Source organism: Pseudomonas sp. FG43 (genome assembly GCF_057809175.1).
In genome coordinates this window covers 265982-287825 of sequence record NZ_JBMDJL010000003.1, presented here as the reverse complement: position 1 = coordinate 287825, position 21844 = coordinate 265982, and the positions used below count along the sequence as shown (strand labels likewise).

At 56.7% G+C, this 21844-nt stretch carries 21 protein-coding genes, 1 tRNA gene and 3 pseudogenes; 8 read left to right on the top strand and 17 right to left on the bottom strand.

All coding sequences use genetic code 11. The annotated features are described in order from the left end of the window. Positions 1 to 5: 5 nt before the first annotated feature. Complete coding sequence (locus ACODS3_RS06410; protein ID WP_201004134.1) at positions 6 to 779, bottom strand: ABC transporter ATP-binding protein; 774 nt, start codon at positions 777 to 779, stop codon at positions 6 to 8. A 529-nt stretch (positions 780 to 1308) separates the two neighbouring features. Between ACODS3_RS06410 and gabP the strand changes: the two genes are divergently transcribed. Next, positions 1309 to 2700, top strand: a complete 1392-nt coding sequence (gene gabP, locus ACODS3_RS06405) for a GABA permease (protein WP_304575746.1) — start codon at positions 1309 to 1311, stop codon at positions 2698 to 2700. Between the two features lie 62 nt (positions 2701 to 2762). Here gabP and ACODS3_RS06400 read toward each other — a convergent pair whose 3' ends face one another. From ACODS3_RS06400 to ACODS3_RS06330, 15 genes and pseudogenes are all read right to left on the bottom strand, one after another. Then, the gene (locus tag ACODS3_RS06400) at positions 2763 to 3491 is read right to left on the bottom strand and encodes a methyl-accepting chemotaxis protein (protein WP_374005028.1); all 729 of its coding nucleotides are present in this window, start codon (positions 3489 to 3491) and stop codon (positions 2763 to 2765) included. A 126-nt stretch (positions 3492 to 3617) separates the two neighbouring features. Next, a pseudogene (locus ACODS3_RS06395) lies at positions 3618 to 4373 on the bottom strand (MCP four helix bundle domain-containing protein); the annotation flags it as partial. A gap of 181 nt (positions 4374 to 4554) precedes the next feature. Next, a complete protein-coding gene (locus ACODS3_RS06390) occupies positions 4555 to 5040 on the bottom strand; it encodes a hypothetical protein (RefSeq protein ID WP_489033794.1) in 486 nt (161 codons plus the stop codon). Between the two features lie 146 nt (positions 5041 to 5186). Next, positions 5187 to 5636 (bottom strand): annotated as a pseudogene (locus ACODS3_RS06385) (methyl-accepting chemotaxis protein); the annotation flags it as partial. Between the two features lie 102 nt (positions 5637 to 5738). Then, positions 5739 to 6425 (bottom strand): annotated as a pseudogene (locus ACODS3_RS06380) (PAS domain-containing protein); the annotation flags it as partial. 287 nt (positions 6426 to 6712) lie between these two features. Next, positions 6713 to 7873 carry a T3SS effector HopA1 family protein gene (locus tag ACODS3_RS06375; RefSeq protein WP_489033792.1) on the bottom strand — a complete coding sequence of 387 codons (1161 nt, stop codon included), beginning with the start codon at positions 7871 to 7873 and terminating at the stop codon, positions 6713 to 6715. A 61-nt stretch (positions 7874 to 7934) separates the two neighbouring features. Then, positions 7935 to 8318, bottom strand: coding sequence for a CesT family type III secretion system chaperone (locus ACODS3_RS06370; RefSeq protein WP_489033790.1), 384 nt, complete (start codon positions 8316 to 8318; stop codon positions 7935 to 7937). A gap of 95 nt (positions 8319 to 8413) precedes the next feature. Further along, positions 8414 to 8650, bottom strand: a complete 237-nt coding sequence (locus ACODS3_RS06365) for a hypothetical protein (RefSeq protein WP_201004123.1) — start codon at positions 8648 to 8650, stop codon at positions 8414 to 8416. 31 nt (positions 8651 to 8681) lie between these two features. Beyond that, positions 8682 to 8813 carry a YHYH domain-containing protein gene (locus ACODS3_RS06360; protein WP_117148191.1) on the bottom strand — a complete coding sequence of 44 codons (132 nt, stop codon included), beginning with the start codon at positions 8811 to 8813 and terminating at the stop codon, positions 8682 to 8684. Then, positions 8810 to 9382, bottom strand: coding sequence for a helix-turn-helix domain-containing protein (locus ACODS3_RS06355; RefSeq protein WP_236250216.1), 573 nt, complete (start codon positions 9380 to 9382; stop codon positions 8810 to 8812). Before ACODS3_RS06355 ends, ACODS3_RS06360 begins: the two co-directional genes overlap by 4 nt. A gap of 377 nt (positions 9383 to 9759) precedes the next feature. Continuing rightward, positions 9760 to 9835 (bottom strand) — tRNA-Phe (locus ACODS3_RS06350). Between the two features lie 102 nt (positions 9836 to 9937). After that, on the bottom strand, positions 9938 to 10210 hold the full coding sequence (locus ACODS3_RS06345; protein ID WP_201004118.1) for an oxidative damage protection protein: 273 nt from the start codon (positions 10208 to 10210) through the stop codon (positions 9938 to 9940). Next, positions 10207 to 11274, bottom strand: a complete 1068-nt coding sequence (gene mutY, locus ACODS3_RS06340; RefSeq protein WP_201018982.1) for an A/G-specific adenine glycosylase — start codon at positions 11272 to 11274, stop codon at positions 10207 to 10209. Before mutY ends, ACODS3_RS06345 begins: the two co-directional genes overlap by 4 nt. Before the next feature lie 14 nt (positions 11275 to 11288). Then, the gene (locus tag ACODS3_RS06335) at positions 11289 to 13508 is read right to left on the bottom strand and encodes an AsmA family protein (protein ID WP_489033786.1); all 2220 of its coding nucleotides are present in this window, start codon (positions 13506 to 13508) and stop codon (positions 11289 to 11291) included. Between the two features lie 53 nt (positions 13509 to 13561). After that, positions 13562 to 14008 (bottom strand): acetyl-CoA sensor PanZ family protein, encoded by a 447-nt coding sequence (locus tag ACODS3_RS06330; protein WP_201018980.1) that lies wholly within the window; start codon positions 14006 to 14008, stop codon positions 13562 to 13564. Positions 14009 to 14263: 255 nt separating this feature from the next. Here ACODS3_RS06330 and ACODS3_RS06325 point away from each other — a divergent pair, with 255 nt between their 5' ends. Then, positions 14264 to 15925, top strand: a complete 1662-nt coding sequence (locus ACODS3_RS06325) for an OFA family MFS transporter (protein ID WP_201004110.1) — start codon at positions 14264 to 14266, stop codon at positions 15923 to 15925. Positions 15926 to 15988: 63 nt separating this feature from the next. On the opposite strand, the gene ACODS3_RS06320 is transcribed toward ACODS3_RS06325, so the two are convergent. Then, on the bottom strand, positions 15989 to 17374 hold the full coding sequence (locus ACODS3_RS06320) for an amino acid permease (protein ID WP_489033783.1): 1386 nt from the start codon (positions 17372 to 17374) through the stop codon (positions 15989 to 15991). 188 nt (positions 17375 to 17562) lie between these two features. Here ACODS3_RS06320 and ACODS3_RS06315 point away from each other — a divergent pair, with 188 nt between their 5' ends. From ACODS3_RS06315 to ACODS3_RS06290, 6 genes are all read left to right on the top strand, one after another. Next, positions 17563 to 18027 carry an Lrp/AsnC family transcriptional regulator gene (locus tag ACODS3_RS06315; protein WP_489033781.1) on the top strand — a complete coding sequence of 155 codons (465 nt, stop codon included), beginning with the start codon at positions 17563 to 17565 and terminating at the stop codon, positions 18025 to 18027. Between the two features lie 211 nt (positions 18028 to 18238). Further along, positions 18239 to 18862, top strand: coding sequence for a YitT family protein (locus tag ACODS3_RS06310; protein ID WP_201018978.1), 624 nt, complete (start codon positions 18239 to 18241; stop codon positions 18860 to 18862). A gap of 26 nt (positions 18863 to 18888) precedes the next feature. After that, complete coding sequence (locus ACODS3_RS06305; protein ID WP_489033778.1) at positions 18889 to 20097, top strand: amino acid aminotransferase; 1209 nt, start codon at positions 18889 to 18891, stop codon at positions 20095 to 20097. A 175-nt stretch (positions 20098 to 20272) separates the two neighbouring features. After that, entirely contained in the window at positions 20273 to 20866 is a 594-nt protein-coding gene (hisB, locus tag ACODS3_RS06300) for an imidazoleglycerol-phosphate dehydratase HisB (RefSeq protein ID WP_025262442.1), read from the top strand. Beyond that, complete coding sequence (gene hisH / locus ACODS3_RS06295; RefSeq protein ID WP_201018976.1) at positions 20866 to 21504, top strand: imidazole glycerol phosphate synthase subunit HisH; 639 nt, start codon at positions 20866 to 20868, stop codon at positions 21502 to 21504. Before hisB ends, hisH begins: the two co-directional genes overlap by 1 nt. A 5-nt stretch (positions 21505 to 21509) precedes the next feature. Next, positions 21510 to 21773, top strand: a complete 264-nt coding sequence (locus tag ACODS3_RS06290; RefSeq protein WP_489033775.1) for a DUF2164 domain-containing protein — start codon at positions 21510 to 21512, stop codon at positions 21771 to 21773. The last annotated feature ends 71 nt before the right edge of the window (positions 21774 to 21844 follow it).

The following is a 21844-nucleotide window of genomic DNA, read 5'->3' as shown; positions in this document are numbered from 1 at the left end:
CTCCGTTAGCGGTTGCTCGACATGAATTGTTTACACCTTACCGACAGCGGGTTCTCGAATACTTGCTGTGGTGTGCCCTGTTCTTCGACCTGTCCCTGATGCAAAAAGACGACTTCACTGGAAACTTGTCGTGCAAAACTCATTTCGTGGGTCACCAGCAGCATAGTCCGGCCTTCTTCGGCCAGTGCGCGGATGACGTTGAGCACTTCCTGGACCATTTCCGGGTCCAGCGCGGAGGTGGGCTCATCGAACAGAATCACTTTAGGCTGCATTGCCAGAGTGCGTGCGATGGCAGCGCGTTGTTGCTGACCACCGGAAAGCTGTGCCGGATAAGCGTGTCGTTTATCGGCGATGCCAACCTTGGCCAATAGCGCTTCAGCGACTTCGATGGCTTCGGCCTTGCTTTGGCCCAGCACACGGCGCGGTGCTTCGATGATGTTGTCGAGCACGCTCATGTGCGGCCACAGATTGAAGTTCTGAAAGACAAAACCGATCTCGCTGCGCATGCGATTGATCTGCCGGTTGTCGGCGGCGACCAGCTCGCCATTCTTGGCGGCTTTGAGTTTCAGCTCTTCGCCTGCCACCAGAATCTGCCCCTGATGAGGGTTTTCCAGCAGGTTGATGCAGCGAAGCAGCGTGGACTTGCCGGAACCGGATGAGCCCAGGATTGATATCACATCACCGTCACGAGCAGTCAGCGAGATGCCTTTGAGCACGTCCAGCTTTCCATAGCGCTTGTGCAGATTGCGGATTTCCAGGGCGGGCGTGGCCTCGGCCATGTGGGGGGACCTCATATATTTTGTACGCCCTTCGAGTGGGGCGAGCGCCAAGCTAGCACAGGGCTCGAAAGACAACCAACAGCGTCAGGTCTGGCGGGCAGTGTTATGCGGCGGGGTGTCGCATCATCGCAGCAGACTGTCGCCGCAAGGCAATGGATGCGTCTGTTTGATGCCCGCTTTATAGCCTGAATGCGCGAAAAGGGCGCGATGTTGCCAGCTTTGGCTGGGTGTTGGAAGTAGCTTTTACGGTCTTGCGCACCATATGCGAGCTTGTCTGGTTTTTGGTGTGTGTTTTCGGTGCGCCAATATGGGTATGTCCTGAGGTGTTAGGTAACAAAACTTGCAGGCTTGATAAAAAATCCTTCCTGGCATTTCCGCACTTTCAGGGCTGCGAGCCCTCTGTTCTCTATGCGACGTCGCTTTTGAAATATTTTGGCGCAGTTTTTGCGTAAAGAATAAAGAACGGCACCGTTGCTTTCTTTTTACGAGCGCTTCGGTGTGCATCGCTCGTCTTGCAAAAGGTGGTTTTATGAGCAGTACCGCTAACTCTTCCGGGCTCGAACAGGGGCTGAAACCTCGACACATCACGATGCTGTCGATTGCCGGTGTGATCGGCGCAGGCCTGTTCGTAGGTTCAGGCCATGCGATTGCCGAGGCAGGTCCTGCCGTGCTGCTCGCGTATGCCGCAGCCGGTACGCTGGTTGTGCTTGTGATGCGCATGCTGGCCGAAATGGCTGTAGCCTCGCCTGACACCGGTTCGTTTTCCACGTATGCCGACCGCGCCATCGGGCACTGGGCCGGTTTCACCATCGGTTGGTTGTACTGGTGGTTCTGGGTTCTGGTGATTCCGTTGGAGGCCAACGCTGCCGCGACCATCCTGCATGCCTGGTTCCCCGATGTGGGGATCTGGGTGTTCACGCTGGTGATTACGTTGCTGCTGACGGCCACCAATCTGTTCAGCGTCAAGAACTACGGCGAGTTCGAGTTCTGGTTTGCATTGATCAAGGTCGTGGCGATCATTGCGTTCGTGGTGCTGGGGGTTGTCGCGATTTTCGGTCTGCTACCGACCAGTAATGTCAGCGGCGTCAGCCACTTGTTCGACACTCAGGGTTTCATGCCTAACGGCCTGGGCGCGGTATTGGCAGCGATGTTGACCACGATGTTCTCCTTCATGGGGACCGAGATCGTGACTATTGCAGCCGCCGAGTCCAAGAACCCGGGCAAGCAGATCACCAAGGCCACCAATTCGGTGATCTGGCGGATCTTCCTGTTCTATCTGGTTTCGATCTTTATCGTTGTGTCGCTGGTGCCCTGGAACGACAGCCGTCTGGCTGAAGTCGGTTCCTATCAGACGGTGCTGGATGTGATGGGTATTCCCAACGCCAAGCTGATCGTGGATCTGGTTGTACTGGTGGCGGTGACCAGTTGCCTGAACTCTGCGCTGTATACCGCTTCGCGCATGCTGTTCTCTCTGGGCAAGCGTGGCGATGCTCCGGCAATGTCTACCCGCATCAGCAAGAGCGGCACGCCTCACTGGGCGGTGATACTTTCGACTGCCGCTGCCTTCCTGACCGTGTTCGCCAACTATGTTGCTCCGGCTGCCGTGTTTGAATTCCTGCTCGCCAGTTCCGGCGCAATCGCCTTGCTGGTGTATCTGGTGATCGCCGTTTCCCAGTTGCGCATGCGTCAGAAACGTATCGCCAAAGGTGAAGCCATCGACTTCAAGATGTGGCTGTTCCCGTGGCTGACCTGGGCTGCGATCTTCTTCATCGTTGCGGTGCTGACCGTGATGCTGATTCAGGAAGACCATCGCCATGAAATCATCGCCACCGGCGTGCTCAGCCTGAGCGTGATCGCCGCAGGCCTGCTGGTTTCCCGCCGCCGCAAGGCTTCACGGGTTGGAGCTGCGGCGTTGAGCTGAGCAGCTGATCGCGAATGAATTCGCCTACACGGCCGCGTAGGAGCGAATTCATTCGCGAGAAGTTACAACTTGAACTGGCGCAGGGTCGTATTCAGCTCTGTAGCCAGTGTCGCGAGGGCGTTGCTTGCGCTGCTGGTCTGATCCGCTCTTACGGCTGATTGTGCTGACAGGTCGCGGATGCGTACCAGGTTGCGGTCCACTTCGCGTGCGACTTGGGCCTGCTCTTCGGACGCGCTGGCAATCACGGTGTTGCGATCGTCGATCACCATCACCGAGTTGGCAATAATCGCCAATGCCGAGTTTGCGGACTCCGCCTGGTTTTTGGTGCGTTGGGCCTGTTCGGTGCTGATCTCCAGTGCAGACACCGTACTTTTGGTGCCTTGCTGGATATGGCCGATCATGGATTCAATTTCCTGAGTCGACTCACTGGTCCTGTGTGCCAGTGCGCGAACCTCGTCGGCGACCACCGCGAAGCCACGGCCTGCATCGCCGGCGCGAGCTGCTTCGATGGCGGCGTTGAGGGCCAGCAGGTTGGTCTGTTCGGATACCGAGCGAATCACTTCCAGGACCTTGCTGATTTCCAGCGTCCGACTCGCCAGTTGCTGGGCCTGCTCTGAAGCGCTGCCGACATTCTTCGTCAGCTCGGTGATGGAGTTGACGGTCTGCTTGAGTTCTTCCTGCCCTTGCTGTGCTGAGCGAGAAGACGATTTCGACTCTTCCGAAGTCGACACCGCGCTACGCGCAACCTCTTCAACGGCCTGGCTCATCTCGGTCACGGCAGTGGCTGCCATTTCGATTTCACTGTTCTGGGTTATCAGGTCGGCGTTGCTGCTGGCCATCAGCGCATTCATCTGGCTGGTGGCTGACGACAGCTGTTGGGCTGCATCGTCGACCTGATTCAAGGTGGCCCGCAGGTTCTCCCGCATGCGTTCCATCGATTGCAGCAGCAGGGCGACTTCATCGACACCGCGACTGTCCACATCGATCGGGCGCAGATCTCCCGACGCAAAGATTTCGGAGGCTTTGAGGGCCTGGTTGATAGGGGTGGAAAGGCTTTGCGTCAAACGCCATGCCATGACCAGTGTTGCCAGTACCGCCAGCACCATGACTGAAACAGAAATGGTCTTGGCTTTTTCATACGCCGCTGTCGCACTTGCGCTGGATTCGGCTTCGGCCTCGTCGTTTACTTTTTCCAGTCTGGAGAGCGCAGCCGCCATGCCTTCTGCACTTTTTGGCATTTCCACCCTGATGACCTGACGAGCCGCATCTTGCTGGTTGTCCTTGATCAGTTTGTACGCCCGCTCTGCACCATCGGCATAGGCCTTGTAGGTGGACTCGATGCTGGCGATCAGCGTTTGCTCGGTATCCGTGTTGATAAGCGGTTTGTAGGCTTTGACCGCGTTGTAGAACTTGTCCTCTTCCTTCAGCAACTCGGTATAAGCCTGTTCTATCTCGGCAGGGCTTCTTGAGATCATTCTGAGGATGGCGATGCGGGTGTTGGCGAATGCGAGGGTGATGTCATCGCCCAATGCAATGCCAGGCATTGAGTCATTTTCGATTTCCAGGCCTTCCGAGCGAATATTGCCCATTTGCTGGATGTTGAAAATGCCGAGCCCTATAACCATGGCAACCATGAACGTGAAGCAGGTCAGGGTGCGTTTGGCTATTTTCATGTTTCTTAAATACATACCCGCTCCGAGTTCATCCGATGTGCTGTGCTGAGGGGGCGCCTTGAGCAGGCGCATACGCAGCTATATCGGATTCTCGGGTAGAAGCTGAAGCCTGCTTTAGATGAAACCTGCTGTTTAGAGCGGTCTTGTCGTTATTGAAGTGGACATGACGTTTTTGTGCACTTCAACGCTGCCCTTTTGAGTCCCGTTTGACCAGCAACTCGGATGCCTTGTTGTAATCGGCCTGGAATGTCGGGCTACCGATCCACTCAACAGCCGTGTCTTCGTCTTCATCGTGGAACAGGGCGCGGTAGGTGATGAGCAGGCCCATCATGAAGTCGGTGGCTTGCTCTTCGTCTTCTTCGCTGATGACCAGTGCCAGCACCGGGTATTGAAGGAAAACCACGCACAGCGCCAACTGGCTGATGGCTTCGGCGGCCTTCATGGCTTCAAACAGGTCTTCGTAATTGGCCGGGTCGAAGCCGTTTTCGACGATGTCCTGAAAATCGAAGGTGTTCAGGTCGAGCTGCACATCATCGAACGGTTGATTCACAAGGGGGGAAGCGAATACAGGGTGAACGACATTTTGTGCCGGTTTGCCCGAGCGGTTCTGCTTGGCTTTGATCTTGGCGCGCTTGGCACGTTTTTGCTGTTTGTCTGGCGAAGCCATGAACGGGTCCTTTGGCAGGCGATAAGGGCAATGGCGATCATTGAACCCCAGACGCTCTCAATAACCAAGGGGGCGTCGGTTTGCCGGGCAATGAAAACCCGCACGAGGCGGGTTTTCAAGGTACAGCCTGGGATGCTGATCACGGCTCAGGCTTTATTTGCTTCGTCGAATCGTGTGGCAAACATGCTGACGGCTTCTACGGCTTCGCTGGCGCCATCACGAATCTGGATAATGACCTGGCCAGCCTGATCGGCCAGGGTCACGCCCCGAATTGCGCCTTCCTGAGTCGTACTCATGCTGGCGACAGCCTCGCGGGTTTCGTTCAGGATCTTGCCGATCATGTCCGCGATTTCTGTCGTTGAGCCGCTTGTACGACCAGCCAGTTGGCGGACTTCATCCGCAACCACCGCAAACCCCCGGCCCTGATCGCCTGCGCGAGCAGCTTCGATTGCCGCGTTGAGGGCCAGCAGGTTGGTCTGGTCCGCGATGCCGCGAATGGTGTTGACGATGGCGGTGATCTGCTCGGAGCGTGATCCCAGTTGCCCCACCAGTTTTGCGGAGGCGCCGATGCTGTCTGCAATCTGGCGCATCTCTCGGGCGGTTTCCTGAATGACCAGCGTGCCTTGCTCGGCCACTTTTTCGGTTTCAGTCGAAATGTGGTAAGCCCGCGAAGCACCGAGCGAGTCGGCCTGCTGTTTTTCCACGTGTTCGGTGATGTCGCTGGCGAACTTCACGATCTTGCAGAGCTTGCCTTCCGCGTCGTAGACCGGGTTGTAAGTCGCCTCCAGCCAGACCACCTTGCCATGCTTGCCGATACGCTTGAACTGTCCGCTGAAGAACTCACCCTGGTTCAGCTTGCGCCAGAAATCGCCATATTCAGAGCTGTTGGCCAGGCTCTGTTCGCAAAAGCCACGGTGGTGCTTGCCTTTGATTTCATTCAGGCCATAACCCATGACATGCAGAAAGTTATCGTTGGCAGCCAGCACATTGCCGTTGAGGTCGAATTCGCACACGGCCATGGCTCTGTCGACAGCGACAAGCTTGCCGCGAGACTCGCTTTCCTGAATGACCTTGCGGGTGACGTCCAGTGCGTATTTCACCACTTTGAAGGGTTTGCCTTGCGTATCGAGTACCGGGTTGTAACTGGCTTCGAGCCAGACGCTATGCCCGTTCTTGTCCACGCGCTGGAAGGTGCCCGAGACGAAGCGGCCAGCGCGTAACGAAGCCCAGAGTTCATTGTACTGGCTGCTGCGCGAGAGTGCCGGTGAGCAGAACTCGCGGTGGTTCTTGCCGGCCAGCTCTTCGGCCCGGTATCCCATTGCTGTCAGGAAATTATCGTTGGCCCGAATGAGTTTCCCGTCCAGATCGAACTCTGCCACGGCCATCGAACGTTCCAGCGCGCCCATCAATCCCTTGAGTCCATCAACTTCGGCCTTCATGGCTGCCAGTTCAGCTTTGATTTTTGTCCCGAACATAACCTGCCCCAGTGCTGTTTGACCTACTGACTCTCACGACGATATCGACCTGAAGGTGAGGGGCATTAATCCGGCGCAGGCCGATTCCGATCAATGGGCAGAGTGCTTTTTGACGTCAAAAAAAGCGGTCTTTTTTTGGATGTTTCAGCGGCTGTGATTAATCTTTACGGATATTCTCAACACTGACAGGCCTGCGCTTATTGAGTGCGTCTGAATGCCGGGTTTTCAGGGTCGTAGCCATTGTCGGCTAACGCTGCTTTCAGCTTTGTTTCCAGCGAGCCACCTTTACGTTTCAAGGCATCCAGAATGATTGCCGCTCGTGAGTCGCCATGGCTTGAGGATTGTCCCTTGACCGTTTCTGCGTAAGAAAGCCCTTTATCTATCGTATGCATGCCTGGCGGTGTGTGGCTGATGAAGGCTTCTGCCGGGAGCCCGCTCATGCTTTTCAGCTTCTGCCCCAGTTCCTGAGCCTTCTGATAATCGCCTTTCACATAGAGGATGGCTGAGTCGGTTCTGCTTCCGTAGCTTTGCGGGCCATCAACTTTTCCGCTGTGAATCGAGTCTTCCTTTTGGACCATTGCAGCCATGGTCTTTATGAGTTGTTCGGCATATTGAGGTTGGACGCCAATGGTCAGGCGGCCCATATTTTCCGATTTTTCACGCACGGGGTCAGGGGATATTCTGTAGAACTCTTTGCGTATGTTGGGGTGGTGCTTCATGTAAAGATCGAGACGCCGATGTTCAGGACTGGCTGCGTCCATGCTCTGGGGCCAAACATTGATGCCCGCATGAGCGTCGATCCTGCTCAGCCTCCGCAGATAGGTGTCCTGCTCTGTTCGAGCCATGGGTGTGACTTTGGGGCGAGTATCCTTGAACACGTCATAGATGTTCTCTTTTGTGGGCTCTTTAATTTTTTTCGCCTTCTTTGCCCACTCATAAAGGCTGGCAAAAGTTTCCTTGCCTTGAGGCGTACCGTTATCTGGTCTTACGGCATTCGTCGCCGAACTGCTTTGGCCTTGTTCAACCCGTGCCTGCTGAACGTCGAAACGCTTACCCAGCATTCTCTCCAAGCGAGGTGTCGTGGGCGCAGATGCGGATGAGGCTTTCTCGTTAAGCACCTGGGTGATCTGCGAGCGAGGGCTCTGGCCGCCCAGCAGGTGAGCCGTGCCGTTGAAGAACTTGTCGAAAACAGCCTGCTTGTCATGCCTTGATACGGCGATCTTTCCGTCCGCCGCTGCTCGAATGTCGTAATGCTTGCCGTTGACTTCTATTCGGCCCTGAGACTTGAGTGCGTGGATATCGACGTCCGAGCTTTTCAGCGCTTCGACACTCGAAAAGCGCGTTTGGATGTTGTTCACAGGTGTGCTCCGTGTCGAGCAGATGATTGTTGGCGCGAGAGATAGTGGGCTGACGAGATATTCATGGGCGCATATCGCGCCAGAGCTTGATCCACTCAACCAGTGCCGCGATCTCACGTATCAGAGCGGGTACGCTGACTTTCTCTCGCGGGATGCTTTGATAGCCGAAATAAAGGCCGCTGCGTTCATCCCAGCCCAGACCAGGGCCCGCAGTTACCATCGGGTTGAGAGCGCCACTCAGCAAGCGTTGCAGTGGTGGTTCTTTTGGCAGTTCAAGCAAACCGATCACCAACAACCGTTCATGGATGTCGTTGCAGACCAGTTTCAGCGCAAAGGTTTCATCGATTATCAGGTTGCAAATCCCTTGGGCATCGAACGCCAAAGGGCGCATTTCAAGGTGTTTTGAAAGATCGATGAGCAACGTCTTGTAGAAAAGGCTACTCATGGCCAGGTCCGTAAACGACAGGATTTACAGGTGAGTGGCAAATGACCCGATTCGGTTCCATGGATATGGAAAATTATTTTTCGGGCACATCCGCGTCAAGAGCGAGCCCGCACCAGCCTGCCCAGCGATACCTCATTCGTCACGCCTTGCAGCTTCTCTTCCCCGGCCTGCATCACGTTGCATATGCGAAGCACTGCCTGAGCATCCGGCTCATTTCCTGAAGTGCTCAGACGCTCCGCAATGCGCATCAATTCAACCGCCGACCATTTCAGATCGGAGGCGATGCCTTGCAGGTCACGACGCAGGTCCTGGTTGGGTTTGTTCAAGGCCATGTTTGTCTCCGGTGGGGCGCGAGGCCCACAGTCAATGACAATGCCGGGTGCCGGCCTTCTTGTCGTTATGACAGCCTTGCTTGTCGGTTCGGCCGCCGTGCGCGATTGCGGAAAAGGAGGTGGCGGCAAGAATGGCCGCGAGGAGGAGGGTAGTGAACTTCATGACAGATCCTTCTGCTGATAAATCCTGTGGCTCCCCGACGTTCCAGACCGCTCGGGCGAGCAGCGGAGTCCCTTGGCGAGATCGCAAGGTGGCTCTTTGATGCTGCTCGAATATAGCAAAGGCTTATTCGTGGTGGGCAGGAAATTATTGAGGGGGCTGTGCTGAGAGCAGAAGTGAGTGAAGGTGGCGGTTTCGGTTGGTATGTTTGAGCGCAGGGCTTGATAAGGGCCATATTGAATATGGCAGTAGGCTGAGTACAAACCGCGCATGGCAATGTCTGCCGGGCCGGGAACCCCTTCGGGACCGCGTTTCTCCCAATTGGCTATGGTCTGGATATCTACTCGTAAAATCTCTGCCAATTCCGCTTGCACCAGATCCTGTTCCTTGCGCAGGAAGCGGAACTGATGGCCTGTCATTGGCGAGTCTTGCTGAACAATATCAGCAGCAATTGCCCTGTGCAGCCCTTCGATATTCTCTATCGATACGCCTTTTCCATAGGGCGTTTCCACGATTCGGTATCCATTTTTCAGGAAGATGCCATTCAGGCCGCTACCTGTGTATTCGTACATTTTCATATCTCCCAGACCGTGATAGTGAAAAGCTGGCTTGGCTCTGGTTCAGGTTTGATGGCGACTACTACATAGCACAACCCCTTTGACTCAATTGAAAGCCCAGTCAAATGACTTGAAAGCTTTCTTCTCGAGGGCGTGACTATAGGTCTGTAGGTGTGCGAAGAAATCGGCTTGATTACCGTTTTGGAGAATAGAGACAGCTCTGAGCCAGGGAGAGGATTTGGGGGTGCTATGAGAGGGCGGTGTCCTACACGTTTCATTACTGCGGTCAGCGCAGTATGAGTGTGGGAATGAAAAATCCCGGACAACAAAAAACCCGCACTAGGCGGGTTTCTGTTTTTCAGATGGCTTTGACACCACCTGAATCTAATTAGTGGTGCCCAGAGACGGAATCGAACCGCCGACACGGGGATTTTCAATCCCCTGCTCTACCGACTGAGCTATCTGGGCAACGGGGCGCATTAGACGTGTTTTTCAGGAGGTCGTCAAGCGTCATGTTGAAAAAAATTTGAATTATTACCGACGCTTACGACCTTCATTGCTGGAAACGCTTTATTTCTCGGGGGGAACGTAGCCTTCGGCCTTGGCGTATTCCTCGCCGGAGAGGAACTTGTCCATCTCGGTCTGAAGAAATTTCCGGTCCTCGGCGTTCATCATGTTCAGGCGACGTTCGTTGATGAGCAGGGTCTGGTGTTTCTGCCAGTCGGCCCAAGCTTTCTGCGAGACGTTGTTGAAAATGTCTTCGCCTTTTGCTCCCGGGTACGGGGCGCGTTCCAGGCCTGGCAGTTCTTCTTTGTATTTACGGCATATTACGGTGCGGGTCATGACGACTCTCCTGCATTCAATACGTCGGCCGCGCGTTTGAGCAGCTTTTTCACTGGGGCGGCAAGGCCCAGGCGCGGCGGGGTGGCGAGGTTATACCAGAGCCAGTCGGCTTCGGCCACGTGATGGGCGGACTCCTGAACCTGAACCAGCCAGGGTTCGATGCTCAGCTGGAAATGGCTGAAGGTGTGGACCAGCCCCGGCATTTCGTGATGCGCGCCAAGCTCCAGCGAGTGTTGCAGTGCCAGGTCTTTGAGGTCGTTGAAGTCATCCAGCTCCGGCAGGCTCCACAGGCCGCCCCACAGGCCGCTGGAAGGGCGGCGATAAAGCAGAATCGCGCCGTCGCGGTTGGCGAGCATGGGCATCAGGGTGCGTTTCTGCGGGACGGTCTTGCGTGGCTTGGGAATCGGGTAGCGGGTTTCCAGGCCCAGCAGGTGCGCTTCGCAGCCACGCTCCAGCGGGCAGAGCAGGCAACTGGGTTTGCTGCGGGTGCAGAGCGTGGCGCCCAGGTCCATCATCGCCTGTGTGTAGTTGTTCACGCGGCTATGGGGTGTAAAGCGCTCGGCAGTGGCCCATAGCTGTCTGGCGACCTTGGGCTCGCCCGGGTAACCTTCCTGTGCGGTGTAGCGGGCGAGAACGCGCTTGACGTTGCCGTCGAGGATCGGCGCACGAATGCCCATGCTCAGACTGGCAATGGCGCCCGCAGTCGACAGGCCGATGCCGGGCAGCAGGGTGAGTTTTTCCACATCGCGAGGAAACTCACCGCCGTGATCGGCAACGACTATTTTTGCGGTCTTCTGCAGGTTGCGGGCGCGGGTGTAATAACCCAGCCCGGTCCACAGGTGCAGCACTTCGTCTTCCGGTGCTTCGGCCAGGGCCTGTACGGTGGGCAGCGCCTCCATGAAGCGGTCGAAGTAGTTCAGCACAGTGCTGACCTGGGTCTGTTGCAGCATGATTTCCGACACCCACACCCGGTATGGGGTAATGCCTTGTTGCCATGGCAGATCATGCCTGCCATGACGGTCGTACCAGTTCAGTACTGCCTGGGAGAATTGCTCGGGTTGCATTGCAGAATCGGCTCTCATCGTTTGAACAGGTTCTTGAGGGCGTCCTTGAGTTCCGGGCTGACTTTGTCGCCGAGTTTGTCATCCAGTTTTTCTTCAAGCTTTTCGCTGATCCGGTCGCCGGCCAGCTTGGCCGCGATCTGGCCGATGCCTTCCTTGTCGAGACGACAGGCCTTGGCGCCCAGCTCCAGCGGGCCCCGGCACTGGATTGGCCATTCGATGCCCACGTAGCGCGGGTTGATCTCACAGGCCGGGTCCGGCATGTCGCTCTTGTCGCCTTCGATGATGATGCCCAGGCGATAATTCATGCCCAGCACGCGCAGGTCGATATCGCCATTGCCGTTGACAGCCAGGCCCGGAATGCGCGCCTTGAGGTCAGGGTTGCTGGCCACGCCATTGCGCACGGTCAGGTTGCCATTGAGTTGCTGGAATGGCGTGTCCTTGCCGCGAGGTTCGCCGCTGAGCGTCTTGCGGTTGAGGGTCGAGATGCCCTGGCACAGTTGCTGTTCAAGGTTGGCATTGACCAGCACGCCATTGTTGAGCGCAAAGCTGGCTGTGCCGTTGAGGCTGTCGACCAGAGCCTTTTCGCTGTTGCCCTTGCCGGTCAGGTTGCTATTGAGGGTCAGCAGGCCTGTGACCGGTGGCGTTTGCCCCTGGCTTTGCAGAATGCGCTCGACCGGCACCCGGCTGACTTTGGCTTGTACGCTGGCCAGAGGAATGTCCGGGCGGGCGTCGAGGTTGCCCTTGATTTCAAAGTTGCCGTTGTAGAGGTCGCCACGCAGGCTTTCGACGCTGATGACGCCGTTCTGTGCCTGAGTGGTGAGTACGGCATTGTCGATCGGCAGTTTGTCGATGGTCAGTTTGCCGAAGCTCAGGTCTGCCTGGACGTCGAGGGTGCGCAGGCGCTCAAGGGGCAGCAGTTTGGCAGTGCTCCAGGCGACCTTGGCAGGTTGGTCCGGCAGCGGCGTGTTGCCGGCGAGAGCTGCCGCTTCACCGCTTTGCACTTCGGACTGGCGAGCGGCTTTGGCGCTTTTGCTTTCTTCACTCTCGGCCGGGCGATAGCGATCGGCATCGAAGGTGTCAGCCTTGAGTTGAAGGCGCAGTGCCTGTCTGGCGAAGTCATCTATGGCGACACGGCCCGTGAAGGTGCTGTTGTCGAGCTTGAGGTTGAGGTCTTCGAGCACCAGGCTGTTCGGCGTACCGCTCAGGCGGGTGACCATTTCGACCTTGCTCAGTGCTCCGTCGGCCATGGCTGGCAGAGGCTGGCCGATGTTGTCGAAGAAGGAGCGTACATCGAGTTGGGCGATGGACAGGCCTCCGCTGATTTGTGCCGTCTTGTCCAGATCGCGGGCGCGCAACTCGCCGAGGGCGCGCAACTGGTTGGCGGAAATCTTGAGGCTGTTCCACTCGGCAATGTTGGCGGCGAGGTCTACCAGCAACTGGCCCTGAGCGGCGAAGGTCACGGTCTTGCCCTGCAAGGGTTCGCCAGCCGCTTCGCCTGACAGGCGCATGTCTTCGAACTGGTAGCGCTTGAGGGCGCGGTCCAGGCGCAGGTCGCCGACCAGTTCGGTCCTGATACGCACAACCGGCTGATTGGTGCTCAGAAAAGCCGTCAGCTTGATCGGGATGTCCGAGGCTTCCCGTACCGCACCGGTGCTCAACTGAATGCTTTCGGCGGTAAGGGTCCGGCCTTTGCGGGCGTCGCTGTATTCGACGCGGGCGTTGTTGACCGTCAGGCTGTCGATATCCAGCTTGATGGGGCGCGACGGTTTGTCTGCTGGCGAGGCAGGCGTCGTGCCTGAAGGTTGCTCGGGTGTTGGCGCGCTAGCGGTGGCCGGCTTGCCGATGTCTTCCCAATTGCCATGGCCGTTTTCATCACGGTTGAGGCGCAGGTTCAGGCCTTCTACCCGAACGTCGCTCATCTGTACTTCGCGGCGCAACAGCGGGAGTACGCGAACGGACAATCCGAGCATTTGCAGGTCGGCAAACGGTGCGGTGGGGGCGCTCAGGGTTGCGACGCTGGCGTCATGCAACTCAAGGCCCAGCCAGGGGAACAGGCTCCAGCCGATATCACCGTTCAGCGTCAGCTCGACATTCGCCTTGTCGCGCGCCAATTGCCGAATCTCGTCTTTGTAGTCGTTGGGATCAAACAGATGGGTCAAGGCGAAGCCGAGAGCCACGATGATCAGCAGCAACCCGAGAATAAACAGCCCCAGGATTTTGCCGAACGCTTTCATGGGCGAGTCCTTGTTATCGATCGTTCAAAAAATAGCCCACGAGTATACCGCTCTCACGAGTGTCGGGGGCTTTGGATGCCTTGGGCTGCTGCGCGGGTAGGATTTGCGATTTCCAGCGGCACGTTGAGCTTGGCCGCAAGGGCCAGGACTTCAGGAAGCTCGGCGGTTGTCTGCAAGCGTAGTTCGCAACCTGCATCCCTGGCCGATTTCTGTGCATGAGCCACAAGGCGCTCGGCAACGCCACGTCGACGGGTGAGTGCGCGCACGCAAAGATGCGACAGCCGCCAGATGTCGCCGGTCTGTTCCAGGCGTGCCGCGCCCAGTAACCGGTCGTTGAAGCGTCCCGCCAGAAGTGTTCCGTCACTCAGCGTTGTTTCAATCAATTGCGCCGCATCGGTGAAGGGCGAAAACAGCCATTGCGGGGCGTCGCGATATATCTTTTGCAGGTCTTCCTGATCCTGATAAGTGGGGGAATTAATAATCCCAACTAAGACCGGCATTCTATTTCCTCTGTTCGTAATTGATTGTGTCTATTACTTCATAGATGGCATGGATTGGGTAAGTAATTAATTGATGTAACACGATACTTACAGCCCTTGGTAAGTGTTAGTCTCTCGCCATCGCTGGTCAGGTGCGGCTTTTTGCCACGTCTCTGGAACTTCCGCCGATAAAACAGTCATGGCCGTCTGGCATGGAGACTGTGGGCGGACCAGCGCATAAGTCCTGCGAGCATTACACATCTGGGGGTAATCACAATGAGCACAAGTACAGCTTTGGGCGGCGCTACCGCTCAACCTGCGTTCTTGTCCAAGGAACGCATCATCGCCAAGCCCGGCTTCAACCGCTGGCTGGTCCCGCCTGCTGCTTTGGCAATCCACCTTTGTATCGGTATGGCTTACGGCTTCTCGGTATTCTGGTTGCCGCTTTCCAAAGCCATCGGCATCTCGGCACCCGTTGCCTGTACACCTGACATGGGCTTCTTTGCACAGATCTTCTCGTCGACCTGTGACTGGCAGATCTCCATGCTGGGCTGGATCTACACACTGTTCTTCATCTTCCTGGGTTGCTCGGCTGCCATCTGGGGTGGCTGGCTTGAACACGCAGGCCCACGCAAGGCCGGTGTGGTTTCGGCTCTGTGCTGGTGTGGTGGTCTGCTGATTTCCGCACTCGGAATCTACACTCACCAGATCTGGCTGATGTGGCTCGGTTCCGGTGTGATCGGTGGTATCGGTCTGGGGCTTGGCTATATCTCCCCTGTTTCGACGCTGATCAAGTGGTTCCCGGACAAGCGCGGCATGGCGACCGGCATGGCGATCATGGGCTTCGGTGGCGGCGCGATGGTGGGTGCTCCTCTGGCAACCGCTCTGATGGGCTACTTTGCTACCGCTGAAAGCGTTGGTGTATGGCAGAGCTTCGTCGTGATGGCGGTGATCTACTTCATCTTCATGCTTGGCGGCGCACTGGGCTATCGCGTTCCTCCGACTGGCTGGAAACCTGAAGGCTGGACCGCTCCTGCCAAGAAAGCCAGCAACGCGATGATCACCAATCGTCACGTACACGTCAGCGTGGCCTGGAAGACTCCGCAATTCCGTCTGGTATGGCTGGTGCTGTGCCTGAACGTTTCGGCGGGTATCGGTATCCTGGGCATGGCTTCGCCACTGTTGCAGGAAGTGTTCGCCGGCAAGTTGCTGGGTAATGATCTGACTTTCAGCCAGCTCAATGCCGATCAACTGAAAGCAATCGCTGCCATCGCGGCAGGCTTTACCGGTCTGTTGAGCCTGTTCAACATCGGTGGTCGTTTCTTCTGGGCATCGTGCTCTGACTACATTGGTCGCAAGGCAACTTACTTCGTGTTCTTTGCCCTGGGCTTCGTGCTGTATGCATCGGTTCCGACCCTGAGCCACATTGGCAGCATCGCACTGTTCGTGGGTGCCTTCTGTATCGTGCTGTCGATGTACGGCGGTGGCTTCGCGACTGTTCCGGCTTACCTGGCTGACCTGTTCGGTACGCAAATGGTGGGTGCAATCCACGGTCGTCTGCTGACTGCATGGGCTGCTGCCGGTGTACTGGGTCCGGTACTGGTCAACTACCTGCGTGAATATCAGCTCAGCCACGGCGTTGCCCGCGCTGCTGCCTACGACATCACGCTGTACATCCTGGCTGGCATGCTGGTTCTGGGCTTCATCTGCAACCTGCTGATTCGCCCGGTTGCCGACAAGTACTTCATGACTGACGCCGAACTGGCTGCTGAACAGGCAATCGGTCATGACAAGGGCGCTGCTGCAACCACTTCTCTGGAGTGGAAGGCGTCTGAAGGCAGCAAGCCATTTGTTATCCTGGCCTGGCTGGCTGTTGGTATTCCTCTGGCGTGGGGCGTGTGGGTCACCCTGCAAAAGACTGCCGTACTGTTCCACTAAAACAGTCGGGCAAAAAGAAAGCGCTTGCACAGGACGTGCAAGCGCTTTTTTTATGGCCTGTTTTTATCGGGTGGCCGATTTATCCGCGAAGGTTGCAGGTGTGTTGCGGGTCTTGATGGCGTAAGCCACACCCAGCGCGATCAGCCAGAACGGCAGTATGTACACCGAGATGCTGATGCCCGGTGTGAACAGCATGATTGCTAGAATGCCGAACAGGAAGACCAGGCAGATGTAGTTGGTGGCTGGATAGCCCCAGCTTTTGAAAAGCGTGGTTTCGTTGGCCTGACGCTTGGCGCTGCGGAACTTGAGGTGGGTAATGGTGATGATGACCCAGTTGAGCACCAGGGCTGACACCACCAGCGCCATCAGCAATTTAAAGGCCTGCTCCGGTACCAGATAGTTGATCAGTACGCACATGCCGGTAGAGATTGCCGAGATCGCCAGAGCATTGACCGGTACGCCGCGGGCATTGACCTTGAGCATCGCCTTGGGCGCATTGCCCTGTTTGGCCAGGCCGAACATCATCCGGCTATTGCTGTAGACGCAACTGTTATAGACCGACAGCGCAGCCGTCAGGACCACGACGTTCAGTACGGTCGCGACGATGTTGCTGTCCATTGCATGGAAGATCATGACGAAGGGGCTGCCACCGGCACCCACTTTCTGCCATGGGTACAGGCACAGCAGAACGGCCAGTGCGCCTACATAGAAGAGCAGAATGCGGTAGATCACCTGATTGGTGGCGCGTGGAATGCTGCGCTGAGGGTCTTGCGCTTCGGCAGCGGTGATACCGATCAGCTCCAGGCCGCCAAATGAAAACATGATGAAGGCCATGGCCATCACCAGCCCGCCGATGCCATTGGGGAAGAATCCGCCGTACTGCCACAGGTTGGCGACAGCAGCGTCAGGCCCGCCGTTGCCGCTGGCCAGCAGATAGGCGCCGAAGACGATCATGCTGATGATCGCGACCACTTTGATGATGGAGAACCAGAACTCCATTTCCCCATAAAGCTTTACGCTGCTGAGGTTGATCAGGTTGATGATCACGAAGAAAACGGCTGCCGAAACCCAGGTGGGGACTTCCGGCCACCAATACTGAACGTACACGCCGACCGCTGTCAGTTCGGCCATCCCGACCAGCACGTACAGGACCCAGTAGTTCCAGCCGGACATGAAGCCTGCAAAGCTGCCCCAGTATTTATTGGCGAAGTGACTGAAGGTTCCTGCGACCGGCTCCTCGACCACCATCTCGCCGAGCTGGCGCATGATGAAAAAGGCGATCATGCCTGCAATTGCATAACCCAGAAGCACCGAAGGGCCAGCCATGTTGATGGTATGAGCAATTCCTAGAAACAACCCCGTACCAATCGCGCCACCCAGCGCGATCAGTTGGATATGCCGATTCTTCAATCCCCGATGCAATTGATCGGGCGGCGTTGATTGGGTCATTGAAAATCCCTGCAAGTATTGATTACGGATCGGCTGGTTGGCCATCTTGGCTTTACGATTGGGCTCGATTGCAAGACAGGTGCCATCTCTATTGTGGTCTGGTGATGCACTTTGGGTTGTCGCTGTTGATGCTTTGAAACTGATAGGCTTCCCGGCCTGGAACTCTTTGGTACGAGCGATTGCCCTCAATGAAAATGAATGAAATCGACGACTTCGACTTGAAGATCCTGACCCTGCTTCAGGCCAATGGTCGCTTGACCAACCAGGAGCTTAGTGACCTGGTCGGGCTTTCGGCATCGCAATGCTCTCGTCGCAGAATCAGTCTGGAGCAGGGTCATCTGATCCTTGGCTACCATGCCCGTGTCGCCCCGCAGGCCATGAGCCGCGCGGTGCTGGCAATGATCGAAGTCCGTCTGGTCAGCCACAGCACTGAATACCGGGAGATATTCCAGGCGTTGGTTGCAGACCTCAATTCGATCATCGACGCCTATAAGACGACGGGGGATGCGGATTATACGCTCAAGGTTGCTGTTGCAGACCTCGATAGTCTCAATCGCCTGATGGAGTGTATTACTGCAAGCGACAGTGTTGCGCATATCAAGACGGCTGTTGTTCTGGAGCGCCTCAAGGAAAACAGTGTTGTGACAGTGTAAGTCGATGCACTGTAATGGCACATAATTAATATTTGTGTGCGCAAATGATGCATATGTTTTGTTTTTATTGTTACTTGTGTGCGTGTAAATGTATTTATTGGCTAACATCGGTCTCTTTGTGTAGGATTTGCGCTCATATCGTGAGTTGCCATGGCGTTGCTGGATAAAGAGCGCTGTCATTCACCCTCATCGACCATGCCTGAGCGCCATAATGACCACCCACACCGCCACTCCCAACAGTCTTGCTACCCGTCATTCGGCCCAGGAAGACGTATTTGCCCTCGTTATTGCCACTATCCTGATCTCCTTCAGCGTACTGATGCTGCGCCAGGCTGGCGTCATGACGGGTGGCACGGCGGGTATTGCACTGTTTTTCCACTACACCTTTGCTGTGCCTTTCGGCGTTGCGTTCTTCACCCTCAACCTGCCGTTCTATTACCTGTCCTTCCGTCGGATGGGCTGGTTGTTCACGCTCAAGACCTTCTGTGCAGTAGGGCTGGTATCCTTCTTCTCCGATCAGCATGGCCTGTTCATCCATATCGATCAGTTGCAGCCTTTTTATGCCTCCGTGCTGGGTAACCTGATTCTGGGCGTGGGCTTCCTGATTCTGTTCAGGCACCGGGCCAGCCTGGGAGGCGTGAATATTCTTGCGCTGTACCTTCAGGAAAAATATGGTTTCAAGGCTGGCTGGTTGCAGATGGGCGTGGATATTTGCGTGCTTATCGCTTCCCTGACGTTCATCAGCCTGCCGACTCTGGTAGCTTCCATTGCTGGTGCCGTGCTGCTGAATTTCATCATTGCGCAAAATCACAGATCCGACCGCTATTCGGCCTGATTCATTAATTAGAGGAGTTGTTCCGCATGCTAGCCCACGTAGAGTCATACGCCGGAGATCCGATTCTTTCGCTGATGGAAACCTTTCAGAAGGACCCGCGTGAAGACAAGGTCAATCTCAGTATCGGTCTGTACTATGACGCTCAAGGGCTCATTCCGCCTCTGGCCGCCGCTGTCAGCGCCCTGCAGCAAGTGGCCGAGAGCGAGAAGGCAGCTTCTCTCTACCTGCCGATGGAAGGTCTGGCCCCTTACCGTCAGGCGGTGCAAACCCTGCTGTTCGGCACCGATCATCCGGCTGTGCTTGAGGGTCGTGTGGCGACCATCCAGACCGTTGGCGGCTCGGGCGCACTGAAAGTCGGTGCGGACTTCCTGAAGTATGCGTTCCCGGATTCCCAGGTCTGGGTCAGCGACCCGACGTGGGAAAATCACCACGCCTTGTTCGGTGGCGCGGGCTTCAAGGTCCACACCTATCCGTACTTCGATTCGCGCACCGGTGGCGTGGACTTCGAGGCCATGCTCGGCAAGCTGAAAACCTTGCCGGCACGCAGCATCGTGTTGCTGCACCCTTGCTGCCACAACCCGACAGGCGCCGACCTGTCGGTCGAGCAGTGGGACCTTGTGATCGAGCAGATCAAGAGCAGCCAGCTCATTCCGTTCCTCGATACGGCCTATCAAGGCTTCGGCAAAGGCATGGATGAAGATGCCTACGCGATCAGAGCGATGGCCAGCGCGGGTATCACCACGGTGATCAGCAACTCGTTCTCGAAAATCTTCTCGCTCTATGGCGAGCGAGTCGGCGGGTTGTCCATCGTCTGCGAAGACGTGGCTTCAGCCACCAATGTGCTGGGGCAGCTCAAGGCGACCGTTCGTCGCAACTATTCCAGCCCGCCTGCTCATGGCGCGTATGTCGTCTCCAAGGTGCTCAACACCCCGCAACTGCGCGACGAGTGGTTGAGTGAAGTGGAAGGCATGCGTCTGCGCATCATCGACATGCGTCAGAAGCTGGTGACGGCACTGGAGCAGAAAGTCCCGGGCCGTGATTTCAGTTTCATTCTTCGCCAGAGCGGAATGTTCAGCTACACCGGCCTGACGCCTGAGCAGGTCGATGAACTCCGTGAGAAGCATGGCGTTTATCTGGTGCGCAGTGGCCGTGTGTGCATGGCCGGGTTGAACGAGGCGAATATCGGCAAGTTCTGCGATGCGCTCGGCAGTCTGTTTACCGCAGCCGCTGCATAAAGCCATCCCGAGGCTGGTGTCAGCAGGCTTGAGGGGCGTGAAATCGTCGATTTTGCCCCCTCAAGCCCCATAAACAGCCATCATCTTGCCTTCCCCTCGTCTGTTTGCTTCATGCCGGCCGCATCTGGGCCTATAATGGTCACCTTTTTCGCCCAATGATTTTGCGGAGCTGGTGATGGCCGAACGTAAGGCATCCGTCGAGCGCAATACCCTGGAAACCCAGATCAAAGCCTCGATCAACCTGGATGGCACCGGAAAGGCCCGATTCGATATCGGTGTTCCTTTCCTTGAGCACATGCTCGACCAGATCGCCCGGCACGGGTTGATCGACCTTGATATCGAGTGCAAAGGCGACCTGGAAATCGACGACCACCATACAGTGGAAGACGTCGGTATCACCCTGGGCCAGGCATTCAGCCAGGCCATCGGTGATAAAAAGGGTATTCGTCGCTACGGCCATTCCTATGTGCCGCTCGATGAAGCCTTGTCGCGTGTGGTCATCGACTTCTCGGGTCGTCCTGGCCTGCAAATGCATGTGCCTTACACCCGCGCCGTGGTCGGCGGCTTTGACGTGGACCTGTTCCAGGAATTCTTCCAGGGCTTCGTCAACCACGCCAACGTGACCCTGCACATCGACAACCTGCGCGGCACCAACACTCACCACCAGATCGAAACCGTCTTCAAGGCATTCGGTCGCGCGCTGCGCATGGCGGTAGAGCTGGATGAGCGTATGGCCGGGCAGATGCCTTCGACCAAGGGTGTGCTCTGATGCAGACGGTTGCTGTCATCGATTACGGCATGGGCAACCTGCACTCGGTCGCCAAGGCGCTTGAGCATGTTGGCGCAGGCCGTGTGCAGATCACCAGCGATGCCAAAGTCATTCGCGAAGCCGACCGCATCGTGTTTCCGGGTGTGGGCGCGATCCGCGACTGCATGGCTGAAATCCGCCGCCTGGAGTTCGATTCGCTGGTGCGTGAAGTGAGCAAGGATCGTCCTTTCCTCGGCATTTGTGTCGGCATGCAGGCCTTGCTGGATCGCAGCGAAGAAAACAACGGCGTGGACTGCATCGGCATGTTCCCCGGCCAGGTGAAGTTCTTCGGCAAGGACCTGCAAGAGCAGGGCGAACACCTGAAAGTGCCGCACATGGGCTGGAACGAAGTGACCCAGGCGGTAGATCACCCGCTGTGGCACGACATTCCAGATCGGGCGCGCTTCTACTTTGTCCACAGCTTCTATATCCAGGCGGCCAACCCGCGTCAGGTCGTGGGCAGTGGGCATTACGGCGTCGATTTCGCCGCAGCCCTTGCGGACGGTTCGCGCTTTGCCGTGCAGTTCCATCCCGAGAAGAGCCATACCCATGGCCTGCAATTGCTGCAGAACTTCGTTGCCTGGGACGGTCGCTGGTAATCGCCATGAGTAAAGCCAGGACCAAGCCGCCGATTCTCACCCTCACTCCTGAGCAGGAGCAGCAGGCCATCGACAAGCTGAAGCGGTTGTTTTCGCAGCGCTTCGAAATGGAGCTGGGGTCGTTTGAAGTGGCCGAAGTGCTTGAGTTCTTTACCAGCGAGATTGCCCCGCACTATTACAATCGAGCGGTTTTCGATGCTCAGCAGCTCCTCAAGGAGCGGTTCGAGAGCATCGAAAGCGATCTGTGGTCGCTCGAAAAGAGCAGCTGAAAGCTTCAGGCTTCAAGCTGCAAGAATTGAATTTGATAGACACGCACGCTTGAAGCTTGCCGCTCTTTTGA